The sequence below is a fragment of the Pararhodonellum marinum genome (genome assembly GCF_015354735.1).
GTDB classification, from domain to species: domain Bacteria; phylum Bacteroidota; class Bacteroidia; order Cytophagales; family Cyclobacteriaceae; genus Pararhodonellum; species Pararhodonellum marinum.
Genome location: NZ_JACEFJ010000002.1, coordinates 304,415 through 323,004, shown reverse-complemented (window position 1 = coordinate 323,004; position 18,590 = coordinate 304,415). Strand labels below are relative to the sequence as shown.

The following is an 18,590-nucleotide window of genomic DNA, read 5'->3' as shown; positions in this document are numbered from 1 at the left end:
ACCAGCAGGTGCTTCATGAAGTTGGATAAAATATTTACATGCTATGGCTTGAACTTAGAGAAGGAGGCTTAGGCGCACAAAACCCAACTCATCATCCATATTTTCATACATCCAGATTTTGCCGCCCTTGACAAAATGATTACCTGGCCTTTTCTTCAAAACCCCCACCGGGGATTCTCCTACCATATTCAAGTCCCGGTCAAATATGGTCAAATAAACCTGGGCATTGGCTTCACTTTCCACTGTACCTGAGTCCTGGCCCGCTTGCTTTTCGATATAGGAGAACCGATAAAACAAAGCTTTTTCTTCATCCCAAACAGGTGCCATAAACCTGATTTCTTCTTTGGCTTTTTCCATCATTTCCCTTAGTTCAGCCTGGCTTTCCACCACCGGGGGAAATTTTATTTTTCGCTCATTTTCAGTCAATTGGCTTTCGTAAAGCTGATAGTAAAGGCTGTCTTTTTCAATGTCATACCAATAGAATTCATTGGCTGCATCATTGGATAAAATTATTTTACCTTCTGAGGCATCCAACATGATGGATGGGCCCATAATCATCCTGCGCGTGCCGTCATTCAGTTCCATGAAAAAATCCTTTAATTTGACGAATTCGGGAAGTTCATATTTTTTAAATTGATTGGCATCATGGTTCAATTTTGCAAACTCCACGCTTTTATCAGTCCAATTTCTGAGAAGCCCATAAAATGTCTGTGGCTGATCCTCCAAAGAGACAATTGAAGAAAAGTCCTCTCCTTCTAAAAAACCTCCTCCTTCATATTCCCGTTTTTTAAAATCAAATTTTTCAAGTCTTTCTCCTTCATGGTTATAAAACCCTTTCGCCTCAAAACCTCCAATGAAAAAGCGGTCCTCTCCCAATACATAAAAATCATTGGGAAACATGCCCAACCCATTGGGGCCCTCCTTTTCATAAGGCAGCTTCTCGACAAGCTTCAGTTCCTCAAGATCAATTTTTTCGAGGGTATAATCATTCATGTTAAAATTATACAGGAAGTTTTTGTCCCCGGAAAGGTCTGAAACCCCCAAGGACCATTGGAGGTAGATGATTTCATCCCCGGGATCCACCACCACGGTATCCATGGAGAAGGAAATATTGGAAAAGTCAGTTTGGGTCTCGTTTTTATTTTTGCCGCATGCAAATAAAAGAACTGAAAGCAGAATTATTAATTGGTTTTTCATAGCGCTATTTAATTATTTGAAATAGATAGGCGGATAAATCCCATTTCATCCTCCATATTTTTGAAAATCCAGATTTTCCCGTCCTTGTAAAAATAGAATTCAGGCTGGAAGTCTAGGTCTTTTACACTGGATTCTGCAAGCTGATTCAGATCCTGATCAAATATGGTTAGGAATACCTCTGCTGTAGGTTCACTATCTTCGGCATCTTCGCTGAATTTGAGCTTATGGCTGAATCGATAAAAATTCCCGTTCTGGTCTGCAAAAAACTTTCCTTGGTTGGCCTCGGAACGCATTTCTTTCACCACTTCCTGAATTTCCTCCCAGGATTCTACCTGCGTTTTAACCGGCTTTTTCAATAAGTCAGGAAATAGTTCGCTTTGGAAGGAATGGTAAACGGGATCTCCATTCAAGCCCTGTATGGTCAAAGCTTCGTTGGCAACATTGGTACTGAGTATTACTTTTTTTGGGCTTCCACTCACTATGACACTTGGCCCATATCCTCCTGCCAGCCTGCCATCTATCGTCATGTTGATTTTATAATCTTTGAGTTTTAGCAAGGACTCATGGTCGGTCTTCTCAACTGTCTTTTTATCCAAATCAACTTTGGTTATCTGATACAGGTCCTCTTCCCAGTTCATTAAATACCCATAAAGGACCAATTCATTGGAGTTAAAAATTTTTTGGGGGCCAATGAAATCTGAATTTTCCAGACCGCTGTCTTCCATATTCATAAAATCTACTTTCTCCAAAAGATTGCCTTCCTCATCCACCCAAAAATAACTGTTGCGGCCTTGAACCAGAAGCTTTCCATTCTCCAATACATAAAAATCAGAAAGGTAATCACCCACCCCATTGGGACCTTCTTTGGCCAAAGCAATAGATTTTTCAAAAACCAACCCATCCAAGTTAACCTTTTCTATTTTCGTATCCCTCCAATTGTAATTATATAAATAGCGGTTTTGAGGGTCAATTTTTGCCATATTGAGGTTGCCGTTCAAAAAGAGGAATTCCTCCTTAGCGTCTACCATCACCGTATCGATCGTAAAGGTCATTTGATCGCTAAACTCTTTTACTTCTTTATCCGATTCACAGGAAAACAGGATTATTGAAAACAAAATAACATTATACCTTATCATCATAAATGTCTTTTTGGAATTACAAAATAAGTTTTAAAAACTTCTTTTAATAAAAAACAATGTGAAATTTAGTTAATATAATTCATGTTATACTGTAGTGCTGAGGTTGTTTGAAAGTTGTGTCTTCGGACTGCTGATTGTGGAGTTTTCGACTCCGGTGTAGTGAGCCAGAGGCTCAAAGCTTTCCATTGAGGTCAGTTTTCCCTACTGACATTAAAAATCGTAAATTTTGATGTCAGTTATTAATGCCATGATTGATAGCCGTATAAAAGCCATTTCATCCTCCATATTTTCAAAAATCCAGATTTTACCGTCTTTGACAAAATGGTGGTTCGGAATTTTTGTATATGAAGCCAACGGAGTTTCTGAAATTAATCGAAAGTCCTTGTCCAACACGATTAAAAATACTTCAGCGCCATCGGATTGCGGTTTTCCTTCCACTTCCTTGTTTTTCATAAAGTAGGCAAAGCGATAGTAAACCTGATTTTCTTCATCCCATACAGGTGAAGTAAAGTTGATGTCCTCTCCGAGTTTGCGATTGTGTGCATGGAATTCTTCCAGTGATTCAACTATAGGTGGCATTTTATTGGATTTTCTTGAGGGAATGGAATGGTGATCCATTGGCTTATGATTTAGAACTTCGGTATCAAGATCCAAAACATATAAATCTGAACCTATATTGTTCGATACGATTATTTTGTTGTTTGATTCGGTTAATCCCATCTGTTCACCTAAGATAGCCCTAGGGTTGCCACCATCAGAAAAAATCATCCTGAATTCTCCCAGATAATCAAATTCAGGAATGGGCAAATCTTGAAAGGTTTTCTTTTGGGTATCTATAAGTCCAAAGATACTAAGCCCTTCTCCCCATACATTCAATACAGAAAAAAGTTTGTATTGGTCTCTGGGATCGGTCATCAATGATTTTTCTATATAATCCGGTGGCATGTCATCACCTCCCAGCTCATCCATTTTAAAATTTAAGTTTTTTAGCTTAACCCCTTCAAGATCAAAAATTCCCCGATGGGTAAAACTCCCAATAAAGATCCGCTCATCTGATAAGACCTGAAACTGCATGGGAAACCTGCCCAGGCCATTTGGTCCTTCCTCCTCGTAAGAAACCCTCTTAACAAACTCCAATTGGTTCAGATCGACAATTTCCAAAGTCAGGCCCATGGGGTTTAAATAGTACAGATATTGATTGTCAGCAGAAAGGTCAGCTATCATTAAGTCACCTATCAGAAACAGAATTTCATCCTTTGAATCTACAATGACCGTGTCTAAAGTAAATGTGATTTGGCTGTAATCGATTTTACTTTCATTGGAAGGGCCGCAAGCAATAAACAGCGTAAGGGCCATAAAAGCCAAAAGTGCATTTTTCATATTGCGCAGGTTTTTAAGACTAAAAAGTTAATCATTATTATTATATATTTAAAACTAATTTTAAAAATGTTTTTTTTATTCACAAAGAATCAGGTAGGCATGTATTTTTAGATAATTTTACTAGTAGACTAGGTAAATTATCTGATATTTTTACTAGTTCAATAGGTAAATTATCTGATATTTTTACTAGTATGAGAAACAGTTACAAGTAAAAAGGTTAAATTTAAAAAGAATTATTATGATACAATGAAAAGAAAACTCTACAACAAGCTCCTCCAACATCTCCCCAAAAAAGAATTTACCATCTTGACGGGTGCCAGGCAAACCGGCAAGTCCACCTTATTGAATGACTTGAGGTTACATTGTCAGAGAAGGGGAATTCCTGAGGTATTTATAAATCTGGAAAACAAAACATTTTTAGCAGAATTGAACACCAATCCTTTAAATCTGCTTTCATACCTCCCTACCCAAGAGAAGAAAACAGTTGTCTTTTTGGATGAAATACAGTATTTATCTGACCCATCAAATTTTCTGAAATTGATTTATGATGACTTTCAGGACAAAATAAAAATAATAGCAAGCGGAAGCAGTGCATTCTATATTGATACAAAATTCAAGGATTCCCTTGCAGGGAGAAAAAGGATTTTTAACTTAATGACCTGTGATTTTGAAGATTATTTGATGTTGCAGAATAAGGAGGAACTTTGGAAAGAAGTGGTAAGAATTAAAGAACAGCCTTTGGCTAAGAGCCTAAAATTGGATCTCTTACGACTGGAATGGGAGGCATACATGATTTACGGAGGATACCCTGCAGTAATCACTGAGTCATCCATTCCTGAAAAAGCAGAAATGCTCAAAGAAATAAGGGACTCCTTCATCAAGCGAGACATTGTAGAGTCCGGTGTTCAAAATGAGGCAGTTTTCTACCGTCTCTTCCAGATATTGGCATCTCAAACCAGGCAATTGGTCAACGTAAACGAATTGAGTAACACACTCAAATCAAGAAACGAAACCATACAAAACTATTTGGAAATCATGGAAAAATGTTTTCATGTGACTTTAGTTCGTCCCTTTTATGCAAACTTACGTAAAGAGCTGGTAAAAATGCCCAAGGTGTATTTATTGGATGCTGGACTGAGAAATTCCCTCCTCAATAATTTTGCCCCCATCAATCAAAGGGTTGACAAGGGTGAATTGTGGGAACAGGCGGTTTTTAGAATATTGGCAGACCAGTTTGGAATGGATGGGATCAGATTCTGGAGAACAGCTGATAGCAAAGAAATTGATTTTGTGCTCCCATATGAAAATCCTCCAATGGCCTTTGAGGCAAAATTTGATGAAAGCCTGGCAAAAATCAAAAAATACCGATTATTTATGGATACCTATCCTGAATTCAATTTTCAGTTTGCAGGTTTTCAACCTTGGTCAGAGGATTTTTTCAGAAAATTTATGTGATATAATCGGTTTTCAACCTTTACCTTCAATTTCCTACTCATTTCCGTTGTCATGTTGTCACGCCCCAACTACGGGGGCGGTTATCGGGTTGTCGGAACCGCTTTGACTGCGGTTTTCGCACCCAGTACGAATCTGTTTTCGCGCTTAAATGAAATCCCGTTTCCTGTTAACAAAACCTCCCACTTTTTACCTTTGAGCAGTTCCTCTACAATCCTTTTTATCCACTTCAATTTATTACTTGGATCTTCCAAAAATTCTCACTTCATCCCTCATCCTTTCAAGCTCACCCATCCAACCACTCCTTCAAAGCCCCTACCTTTTCCCTGCTGACCAGAATGTCCTGGTCACTGCAATTGGCCAGTTTGATTTTCAGGCGGCTGTTGGAATAGGTGTGGATCTCGGCAATGGCCGGGAATGAAGCAATGTACTTTCTGTTCAGTCTGAAAAACTGCTTGGGATCCAACATGTTTTCAAGTTGATCCAGGGTATAATCCAAAATATACTTTTTACCCTCCGTAGTCTGCAGGAAAGTAATGCGCTCCTCACTGTAAAAATATGCGGTCTCAGACGTCATGACAGAGTGGATTTTCTCCCCGATTTTAACCATAAAACGGCTTTTAAATTCCCGCTGCTGGGGTTGGAGCAATGCTTTGATCTGGTCAAGGTCCAAATTGGATTTGAGGGACATGTTCTGAAATTTCTCAATGGCCTTGGCGAGTTCTTCCGGGTCGATGGGCTTGAGCAAATAGTCCACAGCGTTTACCTTAAAGGCCTTGATGGCATACTGATCAAAGGCTGTTGTAAAGATGATCGGGGAAGCGATTTTTACTTTTTCAAAAATCCTGAAACTCAGACCATCAGCCAATTGGATGTCACAGAAAATCAGGTCCGGGGCAGGATGGGACTCAAGCCATTCTACTGCTGAAGTGATGCTGTCCAGATGGCCCGAAACCTCAGAATTGGGCAGCGCTTGATGAATCAGCTGCCTGAGCCGGTTTGCAGCGGGACGCTCATCTTCAATCAGCAGGATTTTCATGGCTTACTCAGTTTTAGCAAAGGCAATTCCACAATAAATTCATGGTCTGTTTCAGAAATTTTTGGGGCTTGATCACTGAGCAAGGCATACCTCTTTTCAATGTTTTTTAATCCGATACCTCCTTCCGCTTCCATGGGGGTGGTTTTGGGCTGCAAAACATTCCTAATGACCAAAGCATCCCCGGTCTGCTCAATCCTGATCTGCAAGGGCTTTTCAAGGCTCGCAATATTGTGTTTGATGGCATTTTCCAAAAGCAGCTGCAGCGAAAGCGGCGGTAAATAAAACCCTTTTGTGTCCCGTAGATCCATCCCATAATCCAAACTTCCTTCAAAGCGGATTTTTTGCAGGTTCAGGTAATTTTCAGCAAAGCCGATTTCTTGGTCCAGACCTACCAATTCTTCCTGCTGTACATCGAGCACATAGCGGTAGATTTTGGACAACTGTTGGATAAATGCTGCGGATTTATCAGCATTTTCATATACCAGGTTACTCAATACATTGAGCGAATTGAACAGAAAATGGGGATTTAACTGGTCTTTCAGGGATTGGTATTGGCTGGCGATGTTCTCTGATTTTAACTGTTCTGCCTCAATGGCGGCATTTCTCCATTCATACAACCAGGATCGGGCAGTGAAAAAAGCCATGAAACATAAGCCGATGATGACGGGAGTTTTGGTAAATTCCAAAAGTGCCTTCCAGGGGATGTTTGACAGTTCAAATTGACCCTTTAAATACGAGACAATTAATACAATTAGATAACTGAAAAACAAACAGTAAATGATATAAACAATGGCAGTCACCAACAACCTGGCCAAGGGAAATTTCACCCAAGGCAAGCGGCTGTCGAGTATGGTGTCGGTCCAATATCCCCCAAAACTCAGGCAACTGGAAATCAAAAAAGAAAAAACGAAATCAGGAAAAACAGCCCTCAATCCCTCCCAGCTGGTAAGACATTGGGGACAAAGCACAACGATTAAAAATGTGGCTATCCCGACATTTAACAAAATGAATTTCCAGAATGACTTGAAAATACTATCCGAGCTGTAGGGACGGACTTTGCTCATATCATGAAGGTTTGCTAAAGCTATTGATTTAGACATATCTTTCCAAGGATTTAGACCTGCCAGGTTTTGAAAACCTGGCAGGTCTAAAGTTAATATTTTTCTACAACTGGCAATTTTCCTTCATCTTTAAGGCTATATCTTTGCCCCAAGTAGGCAGCAGGGTATTTTCGGCTTGCCCAGCCTCCTCCTTTTTAAACAATTCCAGACTTGACCCGACCAACCCACAGGCTTTTTCGGGCCCCTGTCCAAAAAACTGCGCCATACCCAATTCCATCTGGGCCATCAATATGATCGCACGGGGATTTTGCCTGTTCAACTCTATGGCCTTCCCAAAAGTCTGCAAGGCTAAAGGAGATAGACTTTGGCCCCTTGAATTGGGATCCACACTTAATTCTCCCATTACAATATATCCTTTCAAGGCCTCAATTTCGGAGTTGTTCCCGGAAATGGCTGCGGCCTTTTCAGCATGCTGTTTTGCGGCATGAAAATAACGGTCCTTTTCCTTTTTGTCCTCCTGAATCCTAAAGCCGGCATTGGCCAAAGCCAGTGCGGCATAGTAATCCGGCAGCCACTCTTCAGGCATCATTTCTGAAATCCTTGCAAATCCATTGGCCACCTTCTGCAGCTCTTCAGGACTTTTTGCGGCTTTCATTTGTTGTAATTCCTTGTGCATGGCTTTTTCGTAAGCCTCATTGGATGCTTCTGAAATCATGGAAATAAGCATCATGACGATAATGGCAATACAGTACTTTTTCATGGTTTGTAAAATTTATAGGTTGTTCAAATTATTGGCGGTTTTATCTTTGGAAAGGGTCAGGAATATGCCCAGAAATAGAAATCTGGGGGCCTGAAGCCTGATGGGCATCCCTTCAAATTGACCCAGTTCATTGGGTTGGTCACTGAACTGATACCCGAAAATATTGTCCCTTCCGAGCACATTGGAGCAGGCCAAGTGGATGATCAGGTTGGGCTTGGCCAAATAACTCCATCCTAGGCTCAGGTCCTGAAAGCTTTTGGTTTTGGCATTCATCTGACCCGGCAAATTGGGGTTGTCATAGGTATAGCCGTCGTTAAGGCTAAATGAAATTCCCAGCTGGGATTTGACCGGAGCTATGAAGTGTTTGACCACCACCGACCCATTGTGCTTGGGGGCAAAAGCCGGTTGTACCATTTCAGTAAACTGGGCGAATTTTCTGCGGCTGTCAATCAAACTGTAAGTCACCCAGAAGTCGGTATTTTTAAAACTCTTTTGATCGCGATAAAAGACATCAAATCCCCGGGCATAGCCTTGGCCATTTTGTTGGAGGTTGCTGATTCCGATGGGCATGGGAAGCAATTGTGCCACTTCATAGGTAATGAGCTCCTTGTAATCTTTGTAAAAGGCCTCAGCCCGGATGGTTCTGCCGTTTTTGGTCAGGAAATAATTGAGGATCAGATGGTCAGCACGGGTATTCTGAAGCGCTGTGCTCAGGATTCTAAGTTGCTCCACCGGCATTTGGCTAAACTGACCTGCTGCAAGGGAAAGCTGCCCTTCGTGGTCAAACTTATAAGCCAATGAAATCCTCGGATCCAGCCAAGATTGCCCGGCCAGGGAACTGTGCCCAGCCCTGAGGCCTCCCCGTAAAATGAGCTTGTTGCTGACATAGAAATCCGCTTCGCTAAACCAAACCGCATGGTGATCCCGGAAGCTACGGCTTTCCTGAACTGTGACCAATGTTTCTGCATAATCAAACAGATAGGATTCCAGTCCCATTTTGACTGAAAAGCGGTCAGAAAAGCCCTTAATCCCCGCAAGTTTAGTATGTAAAACCTGATTTCTGTTGTGGATGTCCACCTGGTCCAGCGTAAATTCATCCACGTTGTTGGAATAGGAAATCCCCCCATAATAGCTCCAGTCATTCTTCGCGGTTTGTTTGAAGGAAAGCTGACCAAACGTATAGTGGTTCTGCACACCGACCAGCTGACCCCGGTCTTCTGAACCTGGCATGGCCTGCCAGATCTTCATCCCATTGGATTCGGTATGGAGATAGGCTTTGACCATGCCGTTTTTGCCCCATTTCTGTCTGGCCGAAATTTCGGCATCCCAGCCATAAGGGGCCCTTTCCCAATCGAAATTTTGCCTGATCAGGGACTGATAAGGAGATAAGTCAAAGTAATTGGCGGATGCAGTAAGGCTGTTTTTTTCTCCGGCCAAAGTTTGGGTATATCCTCCTCCGACTGACATCAGGCTGATGTCTCCCTGGTTCCTTACCGGAAAATCCACAGTATTTAAAGCCAAAGCAGAGGATAGTGCCTGCCCGTATTCTGCAGAATAACCTCCGGTACTGAAAAAGGAACCTTTGAATAAATTGGGATTGAACCGGGTGCGGGTAGGTACATTGGTGGCGGTGGTGCCAAAGGCATTTCCTACCTTGAGTCCATCAATAAAAATGGCGGTTTCGGAAGCATCTCCCCCTCTGACAAACAGCCTGCCGTCATTGCCCACATTTGCTGTCCCAGGCAAGGTCTGAAACGCCCCAATGATATCTCCCATGGCAGAAGGTACCGTTACAATATCAACCGGCCTTAGGACAACCGCCCTTTTCTCATCGGATGTTTCCATTGCTCCCGCGGATATGGTCACGGCATTCATTTCGCTGATGGTTTCTTTCAAAACCGGATTGAAAATCAGAAGCTCCTCTTCTAATTCCACCGGTATTTCCACCGTCTTAAAGCCCATGGATTGAAAAACAAGGGTTTTTTGCCCTATAGCATCAGTGGTAAAATCAAAGGTGCCGTCCACCTCGGAAGAAGTGCCTTCATACGTTCCCTTTAAGTAGATGCTTACCCCTGGAATGGTTTTTCCTTTGACATCCAACACAGTCCCTTTCAGCTGGGTTTGCGCCCAAAGGGTGGCTGGTAAAAAGAAGATGATGATGGTGAAAAGTGCTTTCATTTTTGATCCTTTGACCCAAAATTCAGCAGAATAGCGGCCTTAAAAAATTAAAGGTGATTGAAGCGTGGAATTTTAGGGATGAAGTGAATTTGTCCCGGACTGGAATTGCTTATCTTGTCTAAAATTCTCCTATTAATCTGTTGATCTATATGAAAAATTTCCTGCTTTTTGTGATGATTTGGTTTGTTGTCACCGGGTGTTCCCAAGATCCCCGCATCGGGATTTTTCAATACAGCAAAGATATCGGTGATCCAAAACTTGCTGGAAAGGCTACTTTCAATGAAAAGGATCAAAGTTATTTATTGGAAGGTGCAGGGTACAATATCTGGTTTGACACAGATGAGTTTTATTATTTATTCAGCGAATGGCAGGGAGATTTTATATTGACCGCTGATTTTGAATTCATCGGAGCAGGAACTGACCCCCATCGGAAAATCGGCCTGATGGTAAGGGAATCTGAGCAAGCCAATGCCTCCCATATCAGTGCCACCCTACATGGGGATGGCTTGACCGTACTGCAGTGGAGAAGGGCTGAAGGGGAAGCCATGAGAGACCCTGAGGACCAGATTTTTGCTTCTAAAAGTCAGTATCAAACGCTCCAACTAGATCGGAAAGGAAATCAATTTACCATGCACGCTGCCTTGGCGGGTGAGCCGCTTGAAAAAATCGGTTCCCATACCATGTCGGCATTGGATGAAAAAGTATTGCTTGGTCTCTTTATCAATTCCCACCATGAGGATGTATTGGAACAGGCAAAAATATGGAATGTCCGACTGGAAAAACCTCCATTTTGAACCCAGTCGGACATTTCTTTCCAAAATGAATTTTTAGGGAAATATACCCAGATCCATGTAGCTCACTGCGATTCTTTCCAGTGCCAGAATAAAGCCTGCTGTACGAAGGCTTTTGATTTTCTTTTCTTTCCGCTTCTCATTCATGCTGTGATAAGCAGTTACCATGGTTTCTTCCAGACCTGAAATCACCAAATCTCTTTCGCTTGCTCCTTTGGCAATGGCATGCTTTTGATCGTCCGAAAAACTATCACCAGTGGTGTTTTCTATGCTTTCCAATAAAGTTTCATATTTTTTCATGTCATACCTCTTTTCCAGCTTTCCAAAAGATACCCTGGATAGGTTTTTGAGCCACTCAAAATAAGAAACTGTAACACCTCCTGCATTCAGGTACATATCTGGAAGTATCAAAACATTCTTTTTTAACAAAATCTGTTCAGCTTCTTGAGTAACTGGACCGTTGGCAGCTTCGGCTATGATTTTTGCCTTGATCATTTCTGCATTTTGTCCGGTAATTTGGTTTTCCAAAGCTGCAGGCACCAAAATATCGCATTGATAGGTCAGTAAATCTCCAGCGTTTTCAATGAATTTCCCTTTACTGTATCCTTTGAAACCCTTGTTTTTTATTTGGTAGGCCTTGATGGTCTCTACATCTATTCCATCCTCATCATAAATGCCACCATTCCATTCTGCTATGCCAATGACTTTGGCGCCTGCTTCCTGAAGATACTTACCCGTATGAAACCCGACATTACCAAGACCTTGGATGATGACGGATTTTCCAGATATACCAGTGGTCAAGCCTAGCTCATCCATGTCTTCCTTGACACTTACAGCCTCTCTGATACCAATGAAAACCCCCATACCAGTGGCTTCTGTCCGGCCATCTATTCCATGCTGGGAAAGGGGCTTACCGGTCACACAACCTTTGGCATTGATGGAATCCGGGTTGAAAGCCTCATAGGTATCTACTATCCAAGCCATCTCTCTAGAACTGGTTCCATAATCTGGTGCAGGTACATCCAAAGCTGGACCAATAAACTTTTTTTTGATCAATTCTGAGGTGTATCTTCGGGTAATTCGCTCAAGCTGATCTACATTGTACTTGGTTGGATCTATTTTGATCCCACCTTTTGCCCCACCATAAGGAATGTTGACCAATGCACATTTGTAAGTCATCAAAGCTGCCAATCCTTTTACCTCATCTTCATTTACCAAACTACTGTAACGTATTCCACCTTTAACAGGAAGTTTGTGATGGGAATGCTGCACCCTGTAACCTTCTAGGGTTTCGTAAGTACCGTCTCCATTTTTAAGCGGAAAATAAAATTTGTAAATGCTGTTACAAAACTTAATCTGCTCCACTAGGCTTGGATCCAAATCCATGTGCTTAGCGGCCTCATCCACAAATTTGCAGACATCATCAAATAAGCTATAATTATCGTGTGTTGACATAAAAATTTTTTTGGTTTTCAGGAAATATACAAAAAATTATAAGGATAAAATAAAAAACCAACCTAGAATTAGGTTGGTTTTCCTCTAACGAATCTATTTGGGTTTTATGAAAACGGATATCTTCCGCGATCGATCATATGGTCAGCTATTTCTCTTCTCAACTCCTTGGTATTGAACAAATCCACCTTGGTAAATCTTTTCAATCCCATCAGCATCACCTTCTGTTCATCTCCTGAAGTAAAGCTTCCAATGGCTTCTTTAGCTGCTGCTGTTATTTTATCTACTGCTTCTGTCAGGTAGATCTGGCACATGGCTATTTGGTGTTTACAGGCTTCATCACCTCTCATTCCTACCAGTTTTTCAGTCCTCAATATAGCGGATTCAGCAGCATAGATTTCAATCATCACATCGGCCAGGTTCATCATGATTTCCTGTTCACTGTCTATTTTGGCCTGAAGCGTCATGGCGGCCTTACCCCCCACCATCAGGAATACTTTTTTGAGTCTTTTGATTACCTCTTTTTCTGAGGCAAATAGTTCTGAAGTATCGATGGATTCAAATGAAGGTACAGAAGTCAATTCCTTGGAAACAGCCATGGCCGGATCAAAGATGTTCACCTCACCTTTCATGGCTTTTTTGAGCAACATGCCCACCATCAACATGCGGTTGATTTCATTGGTACCTTCATATATTCTGGTGATCCTTGCATCCCGATACGCTCGCTCCATGGGTGCATCTGCAGAATAGCCCATCCCCCCATAAATCTGAACGCCTTGATCCACCACATAATCGAGGATTTCAGATCCGTGGATTTTGGCAATGGCACATTCTATGGCAAAGTGCTCCACCCCTTTGAGTTTGGCTTCGGAGTCTTCCATTCCCTGGGCGATCAGGTCATTGATTCGGTCCTCTACATCTTGCCCAGCCCGATAGCACAGAGATTCACATACATAGGCCTTTACAGCCATTTCAGCCAATTTGCTCTTGATGGCACCAAAGGTATTGATGGCAACTCCAAATTGCTTGCGTTCGGTGGAATACTGAATACACTGGGATATGACGGTTCTACATCCTCCCAAAACACCAGCCCCTAGTTTGATCCTTCCAATGTTTAGGATATTTACGGCTATTTTAAAGCCATTTCCCCTGTCAGAAAGCATGTTTTCAACGGGAACTTTACAGTCATTGAAGAAAACCTGACGGGTTGAGGAGCCTTTGATTCCCATTTTTTTCTCTTCCTCATTCATGGTGATGCCACCAAATTCTTTTTCCACGATAAAGGCAGAAAGGTTTTTGTCATCATCCACTTTTGCAAAAACAATGAAAAGGTCTGCAAACCCTGCATTGGAAATCCACATCTTCTGACCATTCAACAGATAATGTTTCCCGTCTTCTGACAACAGCGCCTTGGTTTTTCCACTGTTGGCATCGGAACCTGCATCAGGCTCAGTAAGGCAATAGCATGCGGCCCATTGACCTGTAGCCAAGAGAGGCAGATACTTCTTTTTTTGCTCTTCCGTGCCATAATACAGGATGGGTAAAGTACCGATTCCGGTATGGGCACCATACGTGGTGGAAAACGATCCCACTCCGCCGATGATGTCTGCAATTAACATAGAGGTATTGAAGCTCATGCCCAGTCCTCCATACTCTTCTGGAACAGCCACACCCAATAGGCCCAATTCCCCTGCTTTTTTTAAAATCTGAGGGACCAGGTCCGGATTTTTCATAGAATCTATTTCCTCTAAGTGAGGATTGATCTCGGTATCGATAAAATCCTGACAGGCTTGCGCCATCATGCGTTGTTCTTCACTGAATTCTTCGAAAATAAAGACTTCTTTGGAGTCCGTTTCCTTAACTAAAAACTCACCTCCTGTACTTGATTTTTTTATGGTTTCCATTTCAATTGATTTTCTAACTATTTATACGACGGAAAAAGATCATTTTAACAATTCATAGATGCCTGAAACACCTTGACCTCCACCTACACAAGCGGTTACCATTCCGTACTTTCCTTTCCTTTTTCTCAACTCATTGAGAACCTGTACAGACAGCTTGGCTCCTGTGCAGCCCAATGGGTGACCCAATGCTACTGCCCCGCCATTTACATTGACAATTTCCGGATTCAGGTCAAGGGATTTGATTACCGCTAGGGCCTGTGCGGCGAATGCCTCATTGAGTTCAATCAGATCTATGTCCTTTAATTGCAGCCCAGCTTGTTTGAGGGATTTTGGAACGGCTTCTTTTGGACCTATGCCCATGATCCTGGGCTCTACACCTGCTACGGCATAAGATAGGAGGCGAGCTACTGGCTCCAGATTAAGTTCTTTAACCATCCTCTCAGACATCACGAGCGCAAAAGCTGCCCCATCAGAAGTCTGGGATGAGTTGCCAGCAGTTACTTGGCCCCCGTTTTTGAACGCCGGCTTTAGGTTGGCCAGAGCTTCCATACTGGTACCTGCTCTTGGGCCTTCATCTGTATCAATTGTGAATGTCCTTGTTTTGCGTTTGCCTTTTTCATCCAAATAAGTCTCCTCGACATTAATAGGAACAATGTCTTCTTTGAATCTTCCTGACTTGATGGCCTCCAAAGCTTTCTCGTGGGATTTCACAGAAAAGGCATCAGAATCTTCTCTACTGATGTCATAATCCTTAGCCAATTCTTCGGCAGTCAATCCCATGCTGAGGTAATAATCCGGTGTTTCCGAGGCTATTTTCCAGTTCAATGCAGTTTTATAACCCATCATAGGCACCATGGACATAGATTCAGTTCCTCCGGCAATGATACAATCGGCCATTCCTGCTTTGATTTTACCTACTGCCAAAGCAATGGCTTCTAAACCAGAGCCACAATATCTGTTGACGATAAATCCCGGAACTTCTTGTCCTAGGGCCAGAAGAGAAATCATTCTTCCCATCTGCATGCCCTGTTCTGCTTCGGGCACGGCATTGCCCACGATTAGGTCATCCACCCTTTTGGGATCTAACCCTGGGGTTTTGGCCAGTATGTGTTTGATTACATCAGCGGCAAGGTCATCAGGTCTGTAAAACCTAAATCCTCCTTTTTTGGCTTTGCCAACTGCAGTCCTATATCCTGTTACAATATATGCTTCCATTTGCTTGTTTTTTTACGGTTAAGTTGGATAGTATTGGGTTGAATTAGACAAGAAATTCTCTTAGTTTCTCAGCGGTTTTCCTTTGAATAAAATGCTATGGATCCTTTCCAAGGTCTTTTGTTCTCCTGTTAAACTAAGAAAAGCTTCCCGTTCCAATTCCAAAAGGTACTGCTCACTCACCTCTGTAGGTGATGAGAGATCTCCCCCTGACATTACCCATGCAAGCTTCCGGGCTATCTTGGCATCATGGTCAGAGATGTAAGCTCCGTACTGCATTCCAGTAATCCCTGCTTCAAATAAGGCCAGAGAGGTTTTTCCTACCACTTTTATATTGGTTTGTTCTACGGGTTGGGTATAACCTGCTTCATATAATTCCAATACTTTCGCTTTTGCGTCTGCCAATTGTCGTTTTCGATTGAGCGTGATGCCGTCTTTTGCTTGTAAATATCCAAGACCTCTTGCTTCTTCAGCTGAAGTGGATACTTTGGCCGTAGCGATGTTCATGAAATATTCCTGCAATCTGTTCAACTCCACATCCCCCTCTTTCAGTTGGTTTGACCAGCGAAGGGTCATTTCTTTGGTACCTCCGCCTGCCGGAATTAGTCCGACTCCAAATTCAACCAATCCCATGTATAATTCCGCATGGGCCTGAACAGCATCTCCGTGAAGAGACATTTCACATCCCCCACCCAAAGCCATGTTGTGGGGAGCTACTACCACAGGGATAGAAGAATACCTCACCCGCATCATGGTTTTTTGGAATTGTGCGATCATTAAGTTTATCTCATCAAACTCCTGATCCCCGGCATACATAAATAGCATGGCCAGGTTTGCACCAGCCGAAAAATTTTGCCCTTCATTTCCGATAACCAAACCTTTGTATTCCTTTTCAGCCATTGAAATGGCAGTATTGAGCCCTTCGTTGACTTCGGCACCCAGAGAATTCATTTTTGTATGGAATTCCAAACCGATGACTTCATCTCCCAGATCATAAATGGTGGTTCCTGCATTGCCCCAGATTTTCTTTCCTGCTGCCTTGAGTGTATCCAATATGATAAACTCTTCTGTTCCTGGAATATCTTGGTAAGTCTTAGAGGGAATATCATAATATTTTTTCTTGCCTCCCTCTACTTTGTAAAATGACTCATGTCCTGCAACTAGCATTTCATGCACCCATGAAGCTGCTTTTTCACCAGCTGCTTCCATTTTTTCGACGGTTTCTTTTACTCCAAGAATATCCCAATTTTCAAAAGGTCCGTACTCCCAGCCAAAACCTGCACAAACTGCCTGATCAATTCTATACAGTTCATCGGCTATTTCTGGTATGCGATGGGAACAGTATTTGAACAAGTCATAAAAGGATGCGCGGTAGAATTCACCTGCTTTATCATCAAAGTTGACCAGGAATTTGATCCGTTTTTTTAGATCATCGATCTCCTTGGAGGCCTCCAAAGCCTTGAATTTTGGCTTTTCTACATCTTTATATTCGAAAGTTTCAAAATCAATTTCTTTTAGTTCTTTGCTTCCGTCTTTATGACGGATCATCTTAAAATAACCCTGTCCGGTTTTGTCTCCAAACCATTTGTTGTCATACAAAACCTGAACAATTTTGGGTAATTTAAATTTGTCTCTTGATTCATCATGTTCGAGTGCTTTATGGAGGTTGTTGGCTACATTGACGGTCGTATCAAGCCCTACCACATCCATGGTTCTGAAGGTCGCTGATTTGGCACGGCCAATGACTGTTCCTGTCAATTTATCTACCTCAGATACGCCCATGCCCATTTTTTCGATCATGTGCATGCCTGAAATGATGGAGTAAACACCGATCCTATTGGCTATAAATGCTGGGGTATCTTTACAAAGGACTGTTTCTTTACCAAGAAACCGGTCGCCGTAATCCATTAGAAATTCTATAAGTGCAGGGTCTGTTTTGGGTCCTGGAATGATCTCAAGTAACCTCAAGTACCTTGGTGGATTAAAAAAGTGGGTTCCTGCAAAATTCCTTTGAAAATCTTCCGACCTGCCTTCACACATCATGTGCATTGGAATTCCGGAAGTGTTGGAAGTGATAAGTGTCCCGGATTTTCTGTGTTTTTCCACTTTTTCAAAAAGGGATTGCTTAATATCAAGGCGTTCTATGATCACCTCAATGATCCAATCTACCTCCGAGATCTTAGGTAGATCATCTTCAAAATTCCCTGTAGATATTCTGGATACAAAACTGCTGTCATAAAGGGGAGATGGTTTTGATTTTACAGCTGTGGCCAAGGATTCATCTACAATTCTGTTCCTCACCGATTTGTCCTCTAGGGTGAGTCCCTTTTTCTTCTCTTGGTCATTGAGTTCTTTTGGAATGATGTCCATTAACAATACCTTCACCCCGATGTTGGCAAAGTGACAGGCTATTCTGGATCCCATTACTCCTGAACCTAGGACTGCAATTTTTTGGATGGCTCTTTTCATAATATGTTGGTTTCAATTGGGTATTACTCGTATATGGTTTCTGGATTTAACGCTTCTGAATGTATCTGTTCGATGATTTTGTTGATTTTCTCAAAAACTTTGAAGAAAACCGTCAATTCCTCCTCTTCAACTACTTCCCTCACCATTTGATTGAAATCTTTGATGGTCTTGACCGATATTTCCTTTTTTTGTTTTCCTTCTTCTGTAAGAAAAATACGAACCGATCTTTTGTCTATTGGATCAGGCTTCCTTTCTATCAGGCCTTTCTCTTCCATGGTTTTAAGCATGCGGGTCAAGCTCCTCGCTTCCAATCCCATCAATGGAGCAATCTTCGTGGCGGGAGTACCTTCCTTTGAGTTGATATTGATGAGCACAAATCCTATCGAAGTAGTGAAATCTTCCTGTACCGCTTTTTGGTTATACATCCTGGATATGGCATGCCAGGCACTTTTAATGTGATAATCAACTGTTTCCTCTCTTTTCATAATCCTCAGGTCCCACTCTTATAATGTCCAATTTACAAAAAATATTGTATGCATGCATACTATTTCTTAAA

At 42.0% G+C, this 18,590-nt stretch carries 14 protein-coding genes; 2 read left to right on the top strand and 12 right to left on the bottom strand.

Translation table 11 applies throughout. The features are described from left to right. Nucleotides 1–54: 54 nt before the first annotated feature. From H1A14_RS05175 to H1A14_RS05165, 3 genes are all read right to left on the bottom strand, one after another. Complete coding sequence (locus H1A14_RS05175) at nucleotides 55–1,197, bottom strand: DUF4221 family protein (protein WP_194775157.1); 1,143 nt, start codon at nucleotides 1,195–1,197, stop codon at nucleotides 55–57. An 8-nt stretch (nucleotides 1,198–1,205) separates the two neighbouring features. Then, nucleotides 1,206–2,336, bottom strand: a complete 1,131-nt coding sequence (locus tag H1A14_RS05170) for a DUF4221 family protein (RefSeq protein WP_194775156.1) — start codon at nucleotides 2,334–2,336, stop codon at nucleotides 1,206–1,208. 210 nt (nucleotides 2,337–2,546) lie between these two features. Beyond that, nucleotides 2,547–3,716, bottom strand: a complete 1,170-nt coding sequence (locus H1A14_RS05165; protein WP_194775155.1) for a DUF4221 family protein — start codon at nucleotides 3,714–3,716, stop codon at nucleotides 2,547–2,549. Nucleotides 3,717–3,962: 246 nt separating this feature from the next. Here H1A14_RS05165 and H1A14_RS05160 point away from each other — a divergent pair, with 246 nt between their 5' ends. Next, a complete protein-coding gene (locus H1A14_RS05160; RefSeq protein ID WP_194775154.1) occupies nucleotides 3,963–5,171 on the top strand; it encodes an ATP-binding protein in 1,209 nt (402 codons plus the stop codon). Nucleotides 5,172–5,454: 283 nt separating this feature from the next. Here the strand turns inward: H1A14_RS05160 and H1A14_RS05155 are convergent, their stop codons facing one another. The 4 genes from H1A14_RS05155 to H1A14_RS05140 all read right to left on the bottom strand — a co-directional run bounded on the left by H1A14_RS05155 (nucleotide 5,455) and on the right by H1A14_RS05140 (nucleotide 10,206). Next, complete coding sequence (locus H1A14_RS05155) at nucleotides 5,455–6,207, bottom strand: LytR/AlgR family response regulator transcription factor (protein WP_194775153.1); 753 nt, start codon at nucleotides 6,205–6,207, stop codon at nucleotides 5,455–5,457. Further along, complete coding sequence (locus H1A14_RS05150) at nucleotides 6,204–7,271, bottom strand: sensor histidine kinase (RefSeq protein ID WP_194775152.1); 1,068 nt, start codon at nucleotides 7,269–7,271, stop codon at nucleotides 6,204–6,206. Before H1A14_RS05150 ends, H1A14_RS05155 begins: the two co-directional genes overlap by 4 nt. Nucleotides 7,272–7,371: 100 nt before the next feature. Then, nucleotides 7,372–8,028, bottom strand: coding sequence for a hypothetical protein (locus H1A14_RS05145; RefSeq protein WP_194775151.1), 657 nt, complete (start codon nucleotides 8,026–8,028; stop codon nucleotides 7,372–7,374). Nucleotides 8,029–8,040: 12 nt separating this feature from the next. Continuing rightward, on the bottom strand, nucleotides 8,041–10,206 hold the full coding sequence (locus tag H1A14_RS05140) for a TonB-dependent receptor (protein WP_194775150.1): 2,166 nt from the start codon (nucleotides 10,204–10,206) through the stop codon (nucleotides 8,041–8,043). Between the two features lie 149 nt (nucleotides 10,207–10,355). Here H1A14_RS05140 and H1A14_RS05135 point away from each other — a divergent pair, with 149 nt between their 5' ends. After that, nucleotides 10,356–11,000, top strand: coding sequence for a hypothetical protein (locus H1A14_RS05135; RefSeq protein WP_194775149.1), 645 nt, complete (start codon nucleotides 10,356–10,358; stop codon nucleotides 10,998–11,000). 33 nt (nucleotides 11,001–11,033) lie between these two features. On the opposite strand, the gene H1A14_RS05130 is transcribed toward H1A14_RS05135, so the two are convergent. From H1A14_RS05130 to H1A14_RS05110, 5 genes are all read right to left on the bottom strand, one after another. Then, nucleotides 11,034–12,452: a Glu/Leu/Phe/Val family dehydrogenase gene (locus H1A14_RS05130; protein WP_194775148.1), complete on the bottom strand. Its 1,419-nt coding sequence runs from the start codon at nucleotides 12,450–12,452 to the stop codon at nucleotides 11,034–11,036. Between the two features lie 104 nt (nucleotides 12,453–12,556). Next, the gene (locus H1A14_RS05125) at nucleotides 12,557–14,353 is read right to left on the bottom strand and encodes an acyl-CoA dehydrogenase family protein (RefSeq protein ID WP_194775147.1); all 1,797 of its coding nucleotides are present in this window, start codon (nucleotides 14,351–14,353) and stop codon (nucleotides 12,557–12,559) included. Between the two features lie 39 nt (nucleotides 14,354–14,392). Then, the gene (locus H1A14_RS05120) at nucleotides 14,393–15,568 is read right to left on the bottom strand and encodes an acetyl-CoA C-acyltransferase (RefSeq protein ID WP_194775146.1); all 1,176 of its coding nucleotides are present in this window, start codon (nucleotides 15,566–15,568) and stop codon (nucleotides 14,393–14,395) included. Nucleotides 15,569–15,628: 60 nt separating this feature from the next. After that, entirely contained in the window at nucleotides 15,629–18,034 is a 2,406-nt protein-coding gene (locus H1A14_RS05115; protein ID WP_194775145.1) for a 3-hydroxyacyl-CoA dehydrogenase/enoyl-CoA hydratase family protein, read from the bottom strand. A 23-nt stretch (nucleotides 18,035–18,057) separates the two neighbouring features. After that, a complete protein-coding gene (locus H1A14_RS05110) occupies nucleotides 18,058–18,519 on the bottom strand; it encodes a MarR family winged helix-turn-helix transcriptional regulator (RefSeq protein ID WP_194775144.1) in 462 nt (153 codons plus the stop codon). Nucleotides 18,520–18,590: the final 71 nt, after the last annotated feature.